Source organism: Novosphingobium sp. Leaf2, from assembly GCF_001421325.1.
Lineage (GTDB): Bacteria > Pseudomonadota > Alphaproteobacteria > Sphingomonadales > Sphingomonadaceae > Novosphingobium.
The window spans coordinates 231,842-249,064 of sequence record NZ_LMJY01000001.1; the positions used below are offsets into that span (position 1 = coordinate 231,842).

General features: G+C 66.6%; 17 protein-coding genes and 1 tRNA gene. 11 read left to right on the forward strand and 7 right to left on the reverse strand.

What is annotated here, in order from left to right:
• Positions 1-7: 7 nt before the first annotated feature.
• The gene (locus tag ASE49_RS01245) at positions 8-766 is read right to left on the reverse strand and encodes a phosphocholine cytidylyltransferase family protein (protein ID WP_056767809.1); all 759 of its coding nucleotides are present in this window, start codon (positions 764-766) and stop codon (positions 8-10) included.
• A gap of 146 nt (positions 767-912) precedes the next feature.
• On the opposite strand from ASE49_RS01245, the gene ASE49_RS01250 reads away from it, so the two are divergent.
• Both ASE49_RS01250 and ASE49_RS01255 read left to right on the forward strand, forming a co-directional pair.
• Positions 913-2,280 carry a lipopolysaccharide biosynthesis protein gene (locus ASE49_RS01250; protein ID WP_056767813.1) on the forward strand — a complete coding sequence of 456 codons (1,368 nt, stop codon included), beginning with the start codon at positions 913-915 and terminating at the stop codon, positions 2,278-2,280.
• A gap of 43 nt (positions 2,281-2,323) precedes the next feature.
• Entirely contained in the window at positions 2,324-3,538 is a 1,215-nt protein-coding gene (locus ASE49_RS01255; protein WP_056767815.1) for a M20 metallopeptidase family protein, read from the forward strand.
• A gap of 27 nt (positions 3,539-3,565) precedes the next feature.
• On the opposite strand, the gene ASE49_RS01260 is transcribed toward ASE49_RS01255, so the two are convergent.
• Complete coding sequence (locus ASE49_RS01260; protein WP_056767818.1) at positions 3,566-3,856, reverse strand: GNAT family N-acetyltransferase; 291 nt, start codon at positions 3,854-3,856, stop codon at positions 3,566-3,568.
• A 64-nt stretch (positions 3,857-3,920) separates the two neighbouring features.
• Here ASE49_RS01260 and ASE49_RS01265 point away from each other — a divergent pair, with 64 nt between their 5' ends.
• Positions 3,921-4,916 carry a threonine aldolase family protein gene (locus ASE49_RS01265; protein WP_056768626.1) on the forward strand — a complete coding sequence of 332 codons (996 nt, stop codon included), beginning with the start codon at positions 3,921-3,923 and terminating at the stop codon, positions 4,914-4,916.
• A complete protein-coding gene (locus ASE49_RS01270; protein WP_056767822.1) occupies positions 4,913-5,827 on the forward strand; it encodes a DMT family transporter in 915 nt (304 codons plus the stop codon). The genes ASE49_RS01265 and ASE49_RS01270 overlap by 4 nt, the downstream gene beginning before the upstream one ends.
• Here the strand turns inward: ASE49_RS01270 and ASE49_RS01275 are convergent.
• The gene (locus ASE49_RS01275) at positions 5,737-6,582 is read right to left on the reverse strand and encodes an NAD(P)-dependent oxidoreductase (protein ID WP_056767825.1); all 846 of its coding nucleotides are present in this window, start codon (positions 6,580-6,582) and stop codon (positions 5,737-5,739) included. The genes ASE49_RS01270 and ASE49_RS01275 overlap by 91 nt on opposite strands.
• A 106-nt stretch (positions 6,583-6,688) precedes the next feature.
• On the opposite strand from ASE49_RS01275, the gene pepN reads away from it, so the two are divergent.
• The 7 genes from pepN to ASE49_RS01310 all read left to right on the forward strand — a co-directional run bounded on the left by pepN (position 6,689) and on the right by ASE49_RS01310 (position 13,927).
• On the forward strand, positions 6,689-9,343 hold the full coding sequence (pepN, locus tag ASE49_RS01280; protein WP_056767826.1) for an aminopeptidase N: 2,655 nt from the start codon (positions 6,689-6,691) through the stop codon (positions 9,341-9,343).
• The gene (gene pgeF, locus ASE49_RS01285) at positions 9,336-10,100 is read left to right on the forward strand and encodes a peptidoglycan editing factor PgeF (RefSeq protein ID WP_056767829.1); all 765 of its coding nucleotides are present in this window, start codon (positions 9,336-9,338) and stop codon (positions 10,098-10,100) included. Before pepN ends, pgeF begins: the two co-directional genes overlap by 8 nt.
• Before the next feature lie 226 nt (positions 10,101-10,326).
• The gene (gene petA, locus ASE49_RS01290; protein ID WP_056767832.1) at positions 10,327-10,860 is read left to right on the forward strand and encodes a ubiquinol-cytochrome c reductase iron-sulfur subunit; all 534 of its coding nucleotides are present in this window, start codon (positions 10,327-10,329) and stop codon (positions 10,858-10,860) included.
• 26 nt (positions 10,861-10,886) lie between these two features.
• The gene (locus tag ASE49_RS01295) at positions 10,887-12,227 is read left to right on the forward strand and encodes a cytochrome b (RefSeq protein ID WP_056767834.1); all 1,341 of its coding nucleotides are present in this window, start codon (positions 10,887-10,889) and stop codon (positions 12,225-12,227) included.
• 28 nt (positions 12,228-12,255) lie between these two features.
• The gene (locus ASE49_RS01300) at positions 12,256-13,116 is read left to right on the forward strand and encodes a cytochrome c1 (protein WP_056767837.1); all 861 of its coding nucleotides are present in this window, start codon (positions 12,256-12,258) and stop codon (positions 13,114-13,116) included.
• An 89-nt stretch (positions 13,117-13,205) separates the two neighbouring features.
• A complete protein-coding gene (locus ASE49_RS01305; RefSeq protein ID WP_056767839.1) occupies positions 13,206-13,742 on the forward strand; it encodes an adenine phosphoribosyltransferase in 537 nt (178 codons plus the stop codon).
• 111 nt (positions 13,743-13,853) lie between these two features.
• Positions 13,854-13,927: transfer RNA gene (locus tag ASE49_RS01310), tRNA-Gly, on the forward strand.
• A gap of 120 nt (positions 13,928-14,047) precedes the next feature.
• On the opposite strand, the gene ASE49_RS01315 is transcribed toward ASE49_RS01310, so the two are convergent.
• The 4 genes from ASE49_RS01315 to ASE49_RS01330 all read right to left on the reverse strand — a co-directional run bounded on the left by ASE49_RS01315 (position 14,048) and on the right by ASE49_RS01330 (position 17,115).
• Positions 14,048-15,367 (reverse strand): ABC1 kinase family protein, encoded by a 1,320-nt coding sequence (locus ASE49_RS01315; protein WP_056767842.1) that lies wholly within the window; start codon positions 15,365-15,367, stop codon positions 14,048-14,050.
• Between the two features lie 4 nt (positions 15,368-15,371).
• On the reverse strand, positions 15,372-15,866 hold the full coding sequence (locus ASE49_RS01320; RefSeq protein ID WP_056767844.1) for a DUF427 domain-containing protein: 495 nt from the start codon (positions 15,864-15,866) through the stop codon (positions 15,372-15,374).
• On the reverse strand, positions 15,863-16,210 hold the full coding sequence (locus tag ASE49_RS01325) for a thiol-disulfide oxidoreductase DCC family protein (protein WP_056767846.1): 348 nt from the start codon (positions 16,208-16,210) through the stop codon (positions 15,863-15,865). The genes ASE49_RS01320 and ASE49_RS01325 overlap by 4 nt, the downstream gene beginning before the upstream one ends.
• 137 nt (positions 16,211-16,347) lie before the next feature.
• The gene (locus ASE49_RS01330) at positions 16,348-17,115 is read right to left on the reverse strand and encodes an SDR family NAD(P)-dependent oxidoreductase (protein WP_056767849.1); all 768 of its coding nucleotides are present in this window, start codon (positions 17,113-17,115) and stop codon (positions 16,348-16,350) included.
• Positions 17,116-17,223 lie beyond the last annotated feature (108 nt).

The window sequence follows — 17,223 nt, forward strand, 5'->3', positions numbered from 1 at the left end:
GCCGGTATCAGACCCAGCGGTCGGTCAGCGCGGTGGCGATCTCGATGTCGTTGAGAAAGTCCACCTCGGCCCAGTCCATCCCTTCGATGGACACGGTGCCGACCTTGCCGGTGGGCGCGATCGAATCGATGACCTTGAGATACCAGTGCTGCACCCCTTCGGGGGTGCGCATCGCACGGCGCACGGTTTCGCGAAACAGGTCCGCACCCTCCCCGCGAAAGGCCAGGAAGCCGATCGATTCGGCGTTGGACTGCGCCGCGGCCAACGTCTTGCCGATGTGGACCAGGCGGCCATCGGCCTCGCGCTGCACTTTCATGTCGTCGCTGTCGTAGCCGTCCGCTTTCACGTCCACCGTGACGGTGACGGGCCAGGGCTTGCCGTCAGGCCCTGCAGCGCCTTGCTGCACCGCCCGTACGATATCCTCAGACACCAGGGTATCGCCGTTCAGGATCAGGAAGTCGCCGTGCATCGCCTCGCGCGCGATCCAGCACGATCCCAGGTTGTCCGCCACCTTGAAGAAGGGGTTGAACCGCACGGTGATCTCCACCCGCGGATCGCGGATTTCGGCCAGGTGCTCCTCCAGCATGTCGGTCATGAAACCGGTGACGACATCGATCCGCTTCACCCCGCCGCGCGCCAGCATTTCCACCTGCCACGCGATCAGCGACCGGCCCGAAAAATCGATCAGGCACTTGGGGGCCTCGGCGGTGAGCGGCAGCAGGCGCGAGCCTTGGCCGGCGCTGAGGAGAATGGCGTGTTCGATCATGGGTTTGGTTCGGTCTGCTGATGGGATGGGTCGCCCTCTAGGCGTTGGCGCGCAAAAGGGGAAGCGCGAGCGCAAGGGTGGCGTCAGCCGCGCTGACGCGCGCGACACGCTTGCAAGGGCCTGCGGCCTCGTTCAAATGCGGACCGATGTCGCTCAAGCAAGCTCGCCCGGAGGCCGCCTCTCCCCTCAGGCGGATCGTCCAGAACACCGCCTGGCTGCTGGGAGGCAAGGGCTTTGGCGCGATTTGCGGGCTGGCCTATCTGGCGATCCTGACACGCACCCTGGGCCTGAAGGACTTCGGCCACTTTTCGCTGATCTTCGGCACCGCGCAGGCGCTGGTGGCGCTGGCCGGTTTCCAGACTTGGCGGGTGGTGGTGCGCTATGGGTCCGAACACGTCCACACCAAGGATTGGGGCAAGTTCGGCAGGCTGGCGATGCTGTGCGGCATGATCGATGCCGTCGGCGCGGTGATAGGCTGCGTGCTGGCTGCCGTGGTCATCTATGGCTTTGCCCATGTGCTGGAATTGAACCCGCGCTATGTCGACGTCGCGTTCTGGTATTGCGTAGCCTCGCTGTGGGCGCTGGTCTCCGCGCCTACCGGCGTGGTGCGGGCGCTCAACCGCTTCGACATGGCGGTCTATGTGGAGGCGATCGTGCCCAGCGGTCGGCTGGCGGCGGCGCTGGTGATCTGGGTCACCGGGCCCAGCGTGGGCCGGTTCCTTGCCGCCTGGGCGGCGGTCGATATCCTTGAGGCGATCCTGTACTGGATCATGGCGCGGCGCTTGGCGCCTCAGGCGGTGCGGCTGTCCAACGCCCCGAAATGGCGGGAGGCGTTGCGCGAAAATCCGGGGCTGACGCAGTTCTTCTTCGTCACGTATTCTGGCTCTGCGATCGATGCGGCGATGAAGAATGGCCCGCTGCTGGTGGTCGGCGGCTGGGTGGGCACGCGCGCGGCGGGGCTTTACCGGCTGGCCTCGCAGCTTTCGCAGGCGCTCAGCAAGCTGTCCAGCCTGCTCACCCGCTCGGTCTATGCCGAAGTGGCGCGCGCGCGGGTGTCGTCGAAAGCGGCGGAGTTTCGCAAGCTTGCCTTGCAGACCAGCCTGATCGCGGCGATCGCCGGCCTCGCCGTGGTCGCGGTGGCGATGCTGGCGGGCGAAAAGCTGCTTGAGCTTATCGGCGGCAAGGCGTTCGAAGGCGGCGTCGGTATCCTGGTGCCGTTGACGGTCGCGGCCTGTTTCGACCTTGCCAGCGTGGCCTTCGAGCCGGTGCTGCACGCCACCGGGCGCGCGCGCCAGTCGCTGGTGGCGCGGCTGATCGCGCTGGTCGCGCTGGGCATCGGGCTGTGGCAGTTCATCCCGTTGGGGCCAAGCGGCGCAGCGTGGGCGGTGGCGCTGGCGGGCGCGGTGTCCTACGCGGCAATGGGCGTCATGGCCTGGCGCACGCTGCAACAGGTGGAGCACGGCCAGATCCTGGTCGGCGTTCCCGAGGATGCGGGCGAGGACGGGCTGGGCTGATCTGGCCGCTCGACAGCGGGCGGCGCACGGGTATCATGCAGCGATGACCGCGTCCCTCCTCAGCGAAGCCGCCACTTTTTCCGACAGCATCGTCGCCTTGCGCCGGGCGGTACACCGCGAACCGGAACTTGGCCTGCATACCCCCAAGACGCGGGACAAGATCCGCACCGCGCTGGCCCATCTGCCTATCACATGGGCGCAAGGGCCATCGACCACCGGGCTCGTCGGCACGCTGAAAGGCGGCGCGGGGCCGGGGCGCAGCGTGCTGCTGCGCGGCGATACCGATGCCCTGCCTATGCCCGAGGAAACCGGGCTCGACTTTGCCTCGCACGTACCCGGCGTGATGCACGCCTGCGGGCACGACACCCACGTGGCGATGCTGGCCGGCGCGGCGCAGATCCTGGCTGCGCGGGCAAACACGCTGGCGGGCGAAGTGCGCTTCATGTTCCAGCCGGGCGAGGAGGGGTGGCACGGCGCGCGCTTCATGCTGGAGGACGGGCTGCTGGGCGGCGCGGGTTTCGACACCGCGCTGCCCGATGCGGCGTTCGCGCTGCATATCATGCCCAATGCGCCCCACGGCTTGATCGCGGGTCGGGCCGGGCCGCTGATGGCGGCGGCGGACCAGTTGCAGATCACCGTAACCGGGCGCGGCGGCCACGCCTCGATGCCGCATGACACGATGGACCCGGTGCCGATCGCGTGCGAGATCGTCAGCGCGTTGCAGACCATGGTTGCGCGCCGTTTCAGCGTGTTCGATCCAGTGGTGGTCACCATTGCGAAGATCGAGGCCGGCACCGCGCACAACGTCATTCCCGACAGTGCCCGCCTTACCGGCACGATGCGCACGTTGTCTGCCGCCAACCGTGCGCGACTGAAGGCGGAGATCCCCAGGCTCGCGTCCGGCATCGCCGCGGCGCACGGGCTGTCTGCCGAGGTATCGATCCTGGAGGGCTTCCCGGTCACGATCTGCGACCCGTCCGCCGTCGATTTCGGTGAAAGCGTGGCGCGCAGCATCGTCGGAGAGGCCGGGTTCCAGCGGCTGGCCGATCCTATCATGGGCGCCGAAGATTTCGCCTACGTACTGGAAAAAGTGGCCGGGGCCATGTTCTTCCTGGGCGTGGCGCACCGGGGCGCTGACTGGCAGCACTGCTGCGGCATCCATTCCACGAAGATGCTGGTGGACGAAAGCGTCCTGCCTACCGGCGCCGCGTTCCTGGCCGGCCTTGCCGAGCAGTTTCTGGCGAACGGCTTTGGTTAAGCGGCTCTAACACGGTGCGCCTGCCCCTCAGGCGGCGACGTCGGCCCATTCCGGGTGGCGCTTGAACGCAGTCACGACGTAACTGCACACAGGTCCGATCCTAAAGCCGTTCTCCCGCGCGTCCGCTACCATCGCTTCCACCAGCCGCATCGCCACGCCCTGTCCGCCGATGGCAGGCGGCACCAGCGTATGTTCCGCATAGCGCACCCCGCCGCGCTCGCTCCACGTCAGCCGGCCGATCTGGTCCGCATCCGCCACATGAGCGTGGTATTCGCCGGACGCGCCGTCCTCGTGCTTGGTGATGGTAACGCCGACCATGCGGGTATCTCCTTTGGCTGCCGGTGCTTGACGCGGGCGTCGCACCCTTTCAGGGCATATGGCCATGCAGTTCCTGTCCGACAATGCCGCCCGCGTCCATCCCGCCGTTTGGCACGCGATGATGGCCGCCGATGCGCCTGACGCGCCGTACGATGGCGATGCGCTGAGCCGCACGCTGGACGCGGCCTTCACGGCGCTGTTCGGACGCGAGTGTGCGGTGCTGTGGGTGGCGAGCGGCACGGCGGCCAACTGCCTGGCGCTGGCGGCGATGGTGCCCCCGCACGGTGCGGTCGTGTGTCACCGCGAGGCGCATATCGAGATGGACGAAGGCGGCGCGCCGGGATTTTATCTGCATGGCGCCAAGCTGCTGCTGGCCGACGGCCACGGCGCGAAGGTGACGCCTGATACCCTCGCCGCCGTGATCGACCCGATCCGTGATGACGTGCATCAGGTGCAGCCCCACGCGATCTCGATTACGCAGGCCAGCGAATACGGCTGCGTCTATGCGCCCCATGAAGTGGAGGCCATCGCCGCGTTCGCCAGGGCGCGCGGGCTTGGCCTGCACATGGATGGCGCGCGCTTCGCCAATGCCGTCGCGCACTTGGCGTGTACTCCCGCCGAGGCCGCGGGTGATGTCGATGCGCTGAGCTTCGGGTTCGTCAAGAATGGCGGGCTGGGTGCAGAGGCGATCGTGTTCTTCGACGTGGAGGCGGCCAACGTCATCCGCTATCGCCGCAAGCGCGCCGGGCACCTGCAATCCAAGGGCCGGTTCCTGGCCGCGCAGATTCTGGCGATGCTGGAGGGTGACGTGTGGCTTGCCAACGCCCGCGCGGCCAACGCCGCAGCCGCCGCCATCGGCGCGGCTGCGGGCGAGCGTCTGCTGCATCCGGTGCAGGCGAACGAAGTGTTCCTGCGCTGCACCGCTGCCGAGCGGGACGCCCTTCGCCGGGCCGGCTTCGCCTTCTACGATTGGGGTAGCGATGCGGCGCGGCTGGTGGCGTCATGGGATGCGCAGGACGCGCACGTCGCCGCGCTGGCCCGCGCCATCGCCGCGCTATGAGCGGTCAGCCGGCGCATTCGCTGCTGCGACCTTCGGTGGCGCTGCCGTTCCTGCTGGTGGCGGCGATCTGGGGTTCGACCTGGTGGGTGATCACCGGGCAGATCGGCGATGTGCCGGCCAGCTGGTCGGTCACGTACCGGTTCGCGCTGGCGACGCCCGCGATGTTCCTGGTTGCGATGGTCACCGGGCGCTCGCTGCGGATCGGGGCGGACGGTCACCGACTGGCGTTCGTGGTGGGGCTCACGCAGTTTTGCGGCAATTACAACTTCGTCTACCGGGCCGAGGCGCACCTGACATCGGGGATCGTGGCGCTGATGATTTCGCTGCTGCTGGTGCCCAACACGGTGCTGGCACGGGTGTTTCTGGGCCAGCCGATCCAGCGCCGCTTCGCGATCGGCAGCGCCATCGCCATCGCCGGTATCGGCCTGCTGTTGCTGCACGAGGCGCGCCTGGCGCCGCTGGGTGGCAAAGTGTGGCTGGGCGTCGCCTTCGCGCTGATCGCGATGTTGTGCGCGTCCGTTTCCAATGTCATGCAGGCCAACGCGGTGGGGCACCGCACCCCGATGGCGAGCCTGCTGGCGTGGGCCATGCTGTACGGCACCGGGTGCGATGCGGTGCTGGCGCTGGCCACCTCAGGGCTGCCGGTGCTGCCGTCTGCGCCCGCATACTGGCTGGGCACCGCATATCTCGCGCTGTTCGGATCGGTCGTCACCTTCCCGCTGTATTACACGCTCATTCGCAAGCTCGGGGCGGGCAAAGCGGGCTACAACGGCGTGCTGGTGGTGGTGATCGCAATGGTGTTTTCCACCCTTCTGGAAGGCTATCGCTGGTCGCCGCTGGCGATAACCGGGGTCGTGCTCGCCACCGCCGGGCTGGTCGTCGCGCTCAGTGCGCGCAAGCCTTCGACGTAAGTGGGATAGCGCAGGCGCCAGCCCAGCACGCGCTTGGCCTTGCCGTTGGCGATCCGCCGGTTCTCCGCATAGAACCCGCGTGCCATCGGGGACAAGTCGGCCTTCTCCAGCGTTTGCAGCGGCGGCAGCGCCATGCCGGACAGGCGGCACGCTTCTTCCACCAGCAGGTTCTGCCCGCACGGTAGGTCGTCCGCCAGATTGTAGGCACCGGGCGGTGCATCCAGCCCGGCCAGCACGCCGCCGGCGATATCGTTCACATGGACGCGGCTGAATACCTGTCCCGGCAGGTCGATGCGATGCGCGCGCCCTTGCGCCAGCCGCTCGAAAATGGAGCGCCCCGGACCATAGATCCCCGGCAGCCGATAGACCCGCGCGCCCATCGCCAGCCAGGCCGCGTCCGCCTGCGCACGCGCCGTGCGCCGCCCCGTGCCGACGGGCGCGTCCTCGTCCACCCATGCGCCGCCTGTATCGCCGTAGACTCCGGTTGCGGACAGGTAGAACAGCGGCAGGGCGCCCAGCGCGTCACCGTAGCGATCGAGCACCGGGTCCAGCGGCTCGCCCCGGCCTTCGCGCCCCGGCGGGACGCTGGACAGCACATGGTCCGCATCGGCCAGGGCAACGCGTACGCTGCTCTCGTCGTCGAACCCCAAGGTGCCCTCCCGGCCAGTGGAGATGACGTCCCACCCTTGCGCGACAAGGTGGGCGGCGATGACCTGTGCGGTGTAACCCAGGCCGAAGATGAACATGCGGGGCATGCTGGCGATCCTAGGGCAGGCGCGGCGCGGGCGAAAGCGTCGCGTGGCGCCCGCAAATGACGGCAGCCGTGCTGGCATTCCTGCCCGGAGGCTCTAGATATGCGGCATGGATATCGCCACCACCCCCGCCGACCCTGCCGAAAACACCCAGATCGCCGATGCCGCGCCGCCGCCGCACGCGCCGCCGGTGATCCGCCGCGAGGATTATCTGCCGCCCGCATGGCTGGTGCCGCAGGTCTCGCTCGATTTCCGGCTGGGTCTGGACGCCACCCACGTGCTGGCGACGCTTTCGGTGCAGCGCAACCCGGATGGCAACGGCACGTCCACGCTGCGCCTCAACGGTGACCAGATCGCACCGCTGGCGGTGCGCATCGATGGCGCGGATGCCGAAGGCTGGCGGATGGACGGGGCCGATCTGCTCGTCGAGCTTACGGGCGAGGCGCACGAAGTTGCGATCGAAACCGCGCTCAACCCTGCCGCCAACAGCCAGCTGATGGGGCTGTATGCGTCCCACGGGATGTTGTGCACGCAATGCGAGGCGGAGGGTTTTCGCCGCATCACCTTCTTCCCCGACCGGCCGGACGTGCTGTCCACCTACACTGTGCGGATGAGCGGCGACAAGGCGGCGTTCCCGATCCTGCTGGCCAACGGCAACTGCACTGCCAGCGGCGAGGAGGCGGACGGCACGCACTGGGCGCAGTGGCACGACCCCTGGCCCAAGCCCAGCTACCTGTTCGCGCTGGTGGCCGGAGACCTGATCGCTAATACCGCCCGTTTCACCACGATGAACGGGCGCGAAGTCACGCTCAACATCTGGGTGCGGCCTGGCGACGAAGGGCGCACGCAGCACGCGATGGATTCGCTCGTCAATTCGATGAAGTGGGACGAGGACGCGTTCGGGCGCGAGTATGACCTGGACTTGTTCAACATCGTCGCCGTGTCGGACTTCAACATGGGCGCGATGGAAAACAAGGGGCTCAACGTCTTCAATACGCGCTACGTGCTGGCCGACCCGGAAACCGCCACCGATGCTGATTACGACGCGGTGGAAGGGGTGATCGGGCACGAGTATTTCCATAACTGGTCGGGCAACCGCATCACCTGCCGGGACTGGTTCCAGCTCAGCCTCAAGGAAGGCTTCACGGTGCTGCGCGACCAGCTGTTCAGCTCGGCGATGGGCAGCGAGGCGGTGAAGCGGATTGAGGACGTGCGGGTGCTGCGCATCGCCCAGTTCCCTGAGGATTCCGGCCCGCTGGCGCATCCGATCCGCCCCGATTCGTACCAGGAAATCAGCAACTTCTACACCGCCACCGTCTACAACAAGGGCGCCGAGGTGATCCGCATGATGCGCACCATGGCCGGCCCGGAACGGTTCCGTCAGGGCACCGACCTGTATTTCGACCGCCATGACGGCGAGGCCGCGACGTGCGAGGATTTCGTCACCGCGATCGAGGATGGCGCGGGGCTTGATCTGGGCCAGTTCCGCCTGTGGTATTCGCAATCCGGCACGCCGCAGGTCACCGCTGAGCTTACGCACGAAGGCACGCGCGCAACCTTGACACTCACGCAGATCGTGCCGCCCACCCCCGGCCAGCCGGACAAGCAGCCCATGCCCATTCCTTTGCGCATCGCCCTATACGATCGCGAAACCGGCAAGCATGGCGGCGAACAGCTGATCGTGCTGGACAAGGCGGCGGACAGCTTCGTGTTCAACGGGTTTTCGCAGCCCCCGGTGCTGTCGATCAACCGGGGGTTTTCCGCCCCGGTGGCGATCCGTTTTGCGCGGGACAACGCCGATCTGGTTTTCCTGGCCGCGCATGATGACGATCCTTTTGCGCGTTACGAAGCGATGCAGGGGTTGATGCTCCAGTATCTGGTGGCCGGCGTTAGCGAGAAGCTGGACGATGCGGCGCGTGAACAGGGCCGCGCCGCCATCGGGCAGGCGCTGGCGGCGGTGATCGCGGACCCTGCGCTCGACGACCTGATGCGCGGCGAGCTGATGATCCTGCCCGCAGAAGCCTACATCGCCGAGCAGCTGCCGGTTTCCGATCCCGGCGCCATCCATGCCGAACGTGAAGCGCTCAAGGTCTGGCTGGGGCGCGAACTGGCTGCCCAGCTTCGCACACTGCACGATCGCGCCGTGGCGGTGCCGTACAGCCGTGATGCGGCGGCGCGCGGTGCCCGCAAGATCAAGACCCAGGCGCTTGTCCTCATTGCCGCCGGCGATCCGCAGGAAGGCGCCCGCCGCGCCTACGCGCAATACAGCGCGGCGGACAACATGACCGACCGCCAAGGCGCGCTGATGGTGCTGGCCAGCCTCGATGCGCCTGAGCGCGAACGGGCGCTGGCCGATTTCCACCAGCGCTATCAGGGCAATGCCCTGGTCATCGACAAGTGGTTTTCACTGCAGGCCAGCGCCTTCCACCCCGATGTGCTGGCGCATATCGAGGCGCTGGCGCGCCACCCCGATTTCACGATGAGCAACCCCAACCGGGTGCGCGCGCTGTATATGGCCGCCGCCGTGAACCCGCGCGTGTTCCACCACGAGGGAGGAGAGGGCTATCGCATGATCGGTAATCTCATCCGCCAGCTGGACCCCATCAACCCGCAAACTGCCGCGCGCTTCGTGCCTTCGCTCGGGCGCTGGCGGCGGGTGGAGCCTGCGCGCGCGGCCCTGATGCGCAGCGAACTGGAACGCATCGCCGCCTCGCCCGATCTTTCGCGCGATGTGCGCGAACAGGTGACGAAAAGCCTTGGCTGAACCGGTCGAGGTCATCACTGCACCGGTGCTGTCCGGGCTGGCGCATGGGTTTCTGGGCCGGCGCGGCGGTGTCAGCACCGGCGAGACGGCGGGTCTGAACGTGGGGCTGGGATCGGGCGATGCGCCCGCGCTCGTTGCCCGAAACCGAGCGCTTGCGCGCGATGCGGTGCTGCCGGGCGCACGTCTGGTCACGGTCTATCAGGTGCACTCTGCGCAGTGCGTGGTGGCGCAGGACTGGGACGATGCCGCCCGTCCGCATGCCGATGCGCTGGTGACGAACCGGCCCGGTGTCCTGCTCGGCATTCTCACCGCAGACTGCGCGCCGGTACTGTTCGCGGACACAGAGGCCGGCGTCGTGAGCGCCGCCCACGCTGGCTGGAAGGGCGCACTGGGCGGCGTCACCGATGCCACGATCGCGGCGATGGAATCGCTTGGCGCGCGCCGCGAGCGGATCGTTGCCGCCGTCGGACCCTGCATCGCGCAGGCGTCCTACGAAGTGGACCAGGCGTTCCGCGACCGGTTCATCGGGGATGATCCCGCTAATTCCGCGCACTTCGTGGCCGGGAAACCGGGCCACTATCAGTTCGATCTGGAAGGCTATGTCCTTGCCCGCCTGCGCGCTGCAGGGATTGGCCGGGCGCAGGGCGCTGCGCTCGACACCTACGATGCGCCGGCGCAGTTCTATTCCTATCGCCGGTCCACGCACCGCGGCGAAGCCAGCTATGGCCGGCAGATATCCTTGATCGGATTGGGGTAAGTGGTTTCGCCCGCTGCCTGAATAGGCGCTGACAGATTGCCCGCTTTTGACCAAAAAGGCGGTTGGCACGTCCGGCATTCGTGTATATCAGGCCCTCAAAGTCGGGAGAAAAGCGGGCATGGCCCGTGGCTATGACCGACAAGGGGGATAACAGGATACCGTTGGTCTGATTGACCGTCCTGCCGGTCCCCTGCAGTAGGTTGTCGAAAGCAAGGCAAGGGCAGACATGGCAGAAACAGAGGGCGTGCGGCGGCGCGATTTCATCAATATCGCCGCAGTGAGCGCCGTGGGTGTGGCGGGCGTCGGGATCGTCGTCCCGCTGATCAGCCAGATGTCGCCCTCGGCTGACGTTCTGGCGGCATCTTCCACGGAAGTGGACATTTCCGCCATCAAGTCCGGCCAGGCCATCAAGGCCATCTTCCGCAAGCAGCCGGTGTTCGTGCGCAACCTTACGGCCAAGGAAATCGCCGAAGCGGACGCGGTGAACGTCAGCACGCTGCGCGATCCCCAGACGCTCAAGGAGCGTACCAAGGAAGGCAAGGAAAACTGGCTTATCACCATGGGCGTGTGCACCCACCTGGGCTGTATCCCGCTGGGCGCGGGCGAAGGCGAAACCAAGGGTGAATTCGGCGGGTACTTCTGCCCCTGCCACGGATCGACCTATGATACCGCTGCGCGCATCCGCAAGGGCCCTGCTCCGAAGAACCTTGAGGTTCCGAAGTATGAGTTCGCCAGCGACACCGTCGTGAAAATCGGCTGAAGGCCAAGGACGAGAGGATCACGAAAATGAGCTTTCCCTGGGCCAAGGAATACCAGCCTGCCTCCCCGCTGACCAAGTGGGTCGATGAACGGCTGCCGCTGCCACGCCTGATCTACAACGCGCTCGGGGCCGGGTATCCGGTGCCGCGCAACCTCAACTATTTCTGGAACTTCGGTATTCTGGCCGGTCTGTGCCTGGTGCTGCAGATCGTCACCGGCGTCGTCATGGCGATGCATTATGCCGCCAACACCGCCGTGGCGTTCGACACCGTCGAGATGACGGTGCGCGACGTCAACTGGGGCTGGATGATGCGCTATGCGCATGCCAACGGCGCTTCGGCGTTCTTCGTGGTCATCTACCTGCACATCTTCCGCGGGTTCTACTACGGGTCGTACAAGGCGCCGCGCGAAATGGTGTGGCTGCTGGGCGTCGTCATCTTCCTGCTGATGATGGCCACCGCGTTCATGGGCTACGTGCTGCCGTGGGGCCAGATGAGCTTCTGGGGCGCCAAGGTCATCACCGGCCTGTTCGGCGCGATCCCTTTCGTGGGCGAACCGCTGCAGCAGTGGCTGCTGGGCGGTTTTGCGCCTGATAACGCCGCACTCAACCGGTTTTTCTCGCTCCACTACCTGCTGCCGTTCGTGATCGCGGGCGTGGTGATCCTGCATATCTGGGCGCTGCACATTCCCGGCTCGTCCAACCCCACCGGCGTGGAAGTGAAGACCGAGAGCGATACCGTTCCGTTCTACCCCTACTTCGTCGCCAAGGACGGCTGGGCCGTGGGCCTGTTCGCGGTGCTGTTCAGCATCATGCTGTTCTACTTCCCGAACCAGCTGGGCCACCCGGACAACTATATCCCCGCCAACCCGATGAGCACGCCGGCGCACATCGTGCCCGAATGGTACTTCTGGCCCTTCTACGCGATCTTGCGCGCCTTCACGTCGGACTTCTTCTTCATCTCGGCCAAGCTGATGGGCGTGATGGCGATGTTCGGCGCGATCCTGGTGTGGTTCTTCCTGCCCTGGCTCGACAAGTCGCCGGTGCGCTCGAGCAACTACCGGCCGCTGTACCGCAAGTTCTTCTGGTTCGGCCTGGTGCCCACGATGCTGGTGCTGTTCTACTGCGGCGGCGCGCCGGCAGCGGAACCGTACGTGATGCTCAGCCAGCTGGCGGCGCTGTACTACTTCGCCCACTTCCTGATCGTGATCCCGATCGTATCCGCCATCGAAAAGCCTTTGCCGCTGCCTTATTCGATCACCGAATCGGTGCTGGGCAACGACGAAGGCGCGCAGCTGCGTCCCGGTCACGGCGCCACCGAAGCCGTGCACGCGGATGCCGCCGTGAACCCGCCGCTCCAGGGCGCGTGAGCCACAGCTAGAACGAAAGACGATAGACATGGCACGCATTCTCTCGATCCTCGTCGGGCTGTTCTTCACGCTGGCTCTGGCGTGGTCGTTCGCCAATGGCGCGTACACGCAGATCACCCAGCCGCCCGCCGTCACTGCCGAGCACGAATTTCACCTTGCGCCCAAGGAAGTCCACTTCGCCAGTGACGGGCCTTTCGGCAAGTTCGACAAGCAGCAGCTCCAGCGCGGCTTCCAGATCTACAAGGAAGTATGCTCGGCCTGCCACTCGCTGAGCCACGTCGCCTTCCGCGACCTGTCGCAGCTGGGCTATACCGAAGGCCAGGTGAAGGCGATTGCCGCCGGCTTCCAGGTGCCGGGCGTCGATCCCAACACGGGCGAGGCGAACATGCGCCCCGGCATGCCGACGGACTACTTCCCCAAGCCGTTCGCCAACGACATCGCCGCGCGCGCTGCCAACAACAACGCGATCCCGCCGGACCTGTCGCTGATGACCAAGGCCCGTCACGATGGCCCGGCCTACGTCTACTCACTGCTCACCGGCTTCCGGTCGCAGGAAGGGTTCCGCAACGCCAAGGGCCAGGAAATCCTGAAGGAGTTCCCGGACGCCAAGACTCCCAATGGCCTGCATTTCAACCCGTACTTCGCGAACCTGAACTTGGCGATGGCGCCGCCGCTCACCAGCACCGGGCAGGTGGAATACGGTCCCGGCAACCCGAAGCCGACCGTTGACCAGATGGCCAAGGACGTGTCGGCGTTCCTGATCTGGACCGCAGAGCCCAAGCTGGAAAAGCGCAAGCAAACCGGTCTGGCCGTGGTGCTGTTCCTGATCTTCGCCACGGTGCTGGGTTACATGGCGTATCGCAACGTCTGGGCGAACCAGAAGCACTGACGCGCCGGCCCTGCAAATGGTATCACGCCCCGCCGTCAAACGATGGCGGGGCGTTTCTTTGTCCGCTGCAACCTTACCGGAGGGCGCCCATGACGCTTGACGAACTGCGTGTGCTGGTGCGCACCGTGCCGGACTTTCCCAAGCCGGGCATCCTGTTTCGCGATGTGACGACGCTGATGGGGGACGGCGCGGGCTTTCGCGCCGCGATCGCCCATATGAGCGATCGTGCTGCCGCTGCCGAAGCAGACGTAATCGCCGGCATCGACGCGCGCGGTTTCATTTTTGGTGCCGCCATTGCGGCGGCTTTGGGCTTGGGCTTCATTCCGGTCCGCAAGCCCGGCAAGCTGCCGGTACCGGTGCTGTCTGTCGACTACGCGCTCGAATACGGCACCGGCACGCTGGAAATCGATCCCGGCATGGTCGCCGCTGCCACCCGCATCGTTCTGGTCGATGACCTGATCGCCACGGGTGGCACGGCGCTGGCCGCCGCACAGTTGCTGCGCCGGGCGGGCGGGCGTGTGGCCTCCGCACTTTTCGTCATTGATCTGCCGGACCTTGGCGGCGCAGACCGTCTGCGCGATGCGGGTGTCAGCGTGGACGCACTGCTGGAATTTGACGGCCATTAACGCGTCCGGATACCGGGCGATAACGGGGGCGTTGACGAAGGGCCCCTCTCATGGCAAGCGACCGTTCGTCGATGCTGCTGTGCGCGGGGTCGTTGCCCAGCGCGTAGATGGGCGGGTATAGCTTAGTGGTAAAGCTCCAGCCTTCCAAGCTGGCTATGCGGGTTCGATTCCCGCTACCCGCTCCAATTCTCAGCGCAGCATGGCGCAAGCGGGCATCGCTTTCTTTGCAGCGGGTCAGCGCGTGGGCCTGACGGGCCGGCAAAGCGCAGCCGAAATCATCCACGCCTGCGAGATACGTTCGCTGTTTACGCGATTGCGGCCTGCGCCAGGCCGACCAGATCGACGCGGGCTTTGAGGCGGGCGCCGAGCAGGGCGGTGCCGCTGACCTTTCGCTGGACGAACAGCGTTTCCACGTCGGGAACATGCCACGTGGCGCGATCCGCGACCAAGGCGGGCGCCTCCGCACGCACGACGGGCACGAAGGCCCGGTCGCCGAAGTCGAAGGGGCCGGGCTTGCCAAGCGTTTCGACGATCGCGGCGATGATCCGGTCCACCGTGGCGCGGTGGGCGGCCACCGCGCTGGCGCCCAGGAACCCGGCTTCGACCGCGGTTTCGCGGATGCGATCATGGTCGTGCGCCAGGCCGGCGCTCAATAGCGCGCGATAGGACGCGGCGGTTCGGGCCGGCACGTCCCGGGTTGCGCCGAAGTCCAGCAGTACCAGCGTTTGCGTGTCCGCCTGCCAACGAAAGTTTGCGAAATTGGGATCGGTCTGCATGACGCCGAATTCGAACAACTCGCGCAGCACCAGTTCTATCAGTGCGGTCATCGCGCGGTCTCGCACGTCCTGCGCGGCATCGGCCAGAGTTTCGATCGGCTGCCCATCCACGAATTGCATCGTCAGCACCGATGGCGTCGTCAATTCGGGATAGAGGGCGGGAACCGCATAGCGGGCATCGCCCTGCAGACGCTCGCGGTAGGCGCGCATCTGCTCGCCCTCGCGCAGATAGTCCGCTTCCTCGGCCAGTTGGCGCTTGGCCTCTGCCAGCAGCGGCGACAAGTCCAGCGAGGAGGGAACGAGGTTGGAGATGCGCAGCAAAGTTGCCACGTTGTCCACATCGGCGTCGATACTGGCGCGCACGCCGGGATACTGCACCTTGATCGCCAGTGATTGCCCATCCGCAAGGACGGCGCGGTGGACCTGGCCGATGGACGCAGCGGCGATCGGTATGGCATCGAACTTTGCGAAATGGCGACGCCAGTCCGCGCCCCATTCGCGCTTGAGCACAGCGTCCAGCTGCTGGGGCGGCATGCGATAGGCCTGGTCGCGCACCGTTGCCAGGATCGTGGAGAGTTCGGCCGGCAGCATATCGCCGGCGTCCATCGAGATCATCTGGCCCAGCTTCAGGGCCGCGCCGCGCAAGTGCGACAGGCGGTCTGCGATGCGCTTGGCATTGCCTGGCGTGAGCAGCAGGTCGCTCAGCCGTGGTCGTTCTCCACTGGCAAGCCGGCGCATGCCTTCGGCCGCCATGCCGCCCGCAACGCCGCCTGCCAGGCGGCCGAAATGGCCGAGCCGAGACAAGCGGCCCTTGGGGATGCTGCGGTCTCGCCGGTCGCCGGAACTCAACGCGCTACCACCCCATGCTGCCGGGCTCGCCCTTGAACGGGCCGGCAAGATCAGGAGTGATCCAGCCGCCGTAGAAGCCGCCGGCCTGCGGGATGACGGTCTGCCCGTCAACCGAGCAGCGATCGAACGGCGCGGCGTAGAACGCCACGTAATCGCGAAGGCACTGGAAGTCAGGGGTGGGCGACGGGTAGCTCCAGCCCACCCGTGGCAGGGTGATGCCATCGACAACGACGTCCCAGTACACCGCCGATCCCTTCCATTCGCAGATCGAGCCGCCGCCAGCCTGGCGCAGCACATCGGGGGCGATGTCGTCCCTGGGTATGTAGTAGCTGGGCGGGTGGCTGGTCTCCAGCGTGCGTACCGACCGGCGCGTATCGGCCACGATGGTGCCGCGATGTTCGATGACGACGCGTGCTGAAACGGGTTGGGCGATGGCCGGGCGCGGATAGTCCCACACGCTTTCCTGGCCGGGCGACGCTGGCTCCGGGACCGGCCTCATGCGCCCGCCAACTTCTGGAGGCGGGGCCGCAGCGTCAGGAATTTGAGATACGCGCGCTCCAGTATCCTGAGCACAGTGGGCGAGCGGGCGAGCAGGCCAAGCGGGCGTAGCACGGGGATCGCGCGCCACATCGCGGCGAACGCCGCCGCGCCGGAGAGCAGCACGCCATCCTCCTGCGCATGGAAACGGTTGAGAAGCGCCTGCCGATCGATCGGGCAGGCTGCGCCCTCCTCGCTCGCGTCGATGAACACGATCCGCCGCTGCACGTCCAGCCGGCGCATCAGAGCGATCTCGCGGCGGCAAAGCGGGCATGCGCCGTCATGCCATACGATAAGTTTGGCCATGCGCTTAGGTGGGGTGATCCGGCCTGCCGTTCAAGCCGGCGTGCTGGTCCAGTGGGCGATCACACGGCGTCGAAGCGCCCAGAGCCTTGCCCAGTGTATTATGGCCGAGTGCATTATGAACGCGGCGCATGCCGTTGTCAGAGGCCGGACACCGCATGCCCACCGTCGATCACGATAATCGAGCCGGTCATGAAGCGCGACGCATCGGACGCGAGCATCAGCAGCGGGGCGTCCAGTTCGTCCAGCCGGCCCAGGCGCCGCTGCGGGATGCGGGCGATCAGCGCCTTTCCGGCGTCGGTTCCCCAGAAATCCGCGTTGAGTTCGGTCTCGATGTAGCCGGGCGCAAGGGCGTTGACGCGAATGCCAAAGCGCGCCCACTCCAGCGCGAGCTGCTTGGTCATCTGCACCACGCCTGCCTTCGAGATTGCATAGCTGGTGACGTGGCCCGCCTGGCGCAGACCCAGGATGGAGGCGATGTTGATGATCGCGCCACCGTCGCCCTTCCCGTCACGGCGCATGATCCGTGCCGCCTCGCGCGCCACGAGGAAAGCGCCGCGCAGGTTCACGTCCAGCACGGCGTCGAAGTCGTCCGCGGTGATGTCGATCGCCGGGCGGGTCTGGGTGACGCCCGCGTTGTTGACGACAACGTCCACCCCGCCCCACGCTTCGGCAAGTTCGGTCATGGCGCGCGCGATCGATCCCGGATCCGCCACATCGAGTTCCAGCACGGACACCTCTGCTGCGGTGCCGGTCAGTTCGCGGGCAAGCGTGTCGAGACGGTCGCGGCGGCGCGCTGCGATCGCCACGCGCGCGCCGCCTGCAGCCAGCACGTGCGCGAAATGGGCGCCAAGGCCGCTGGACGCGCCGGTGATCAGCACGCGCTTGTCTGTCACGTCGAGCTTCATCTCGTCTCCCTTTCGCGCCGTGCCCAATGCACGGCCATATCCGTACGAAGCCAGCCCTCAACCTGCCCAATCCGTCAGTGGCTCGCGATGGCACACGCCGGGCCGTAG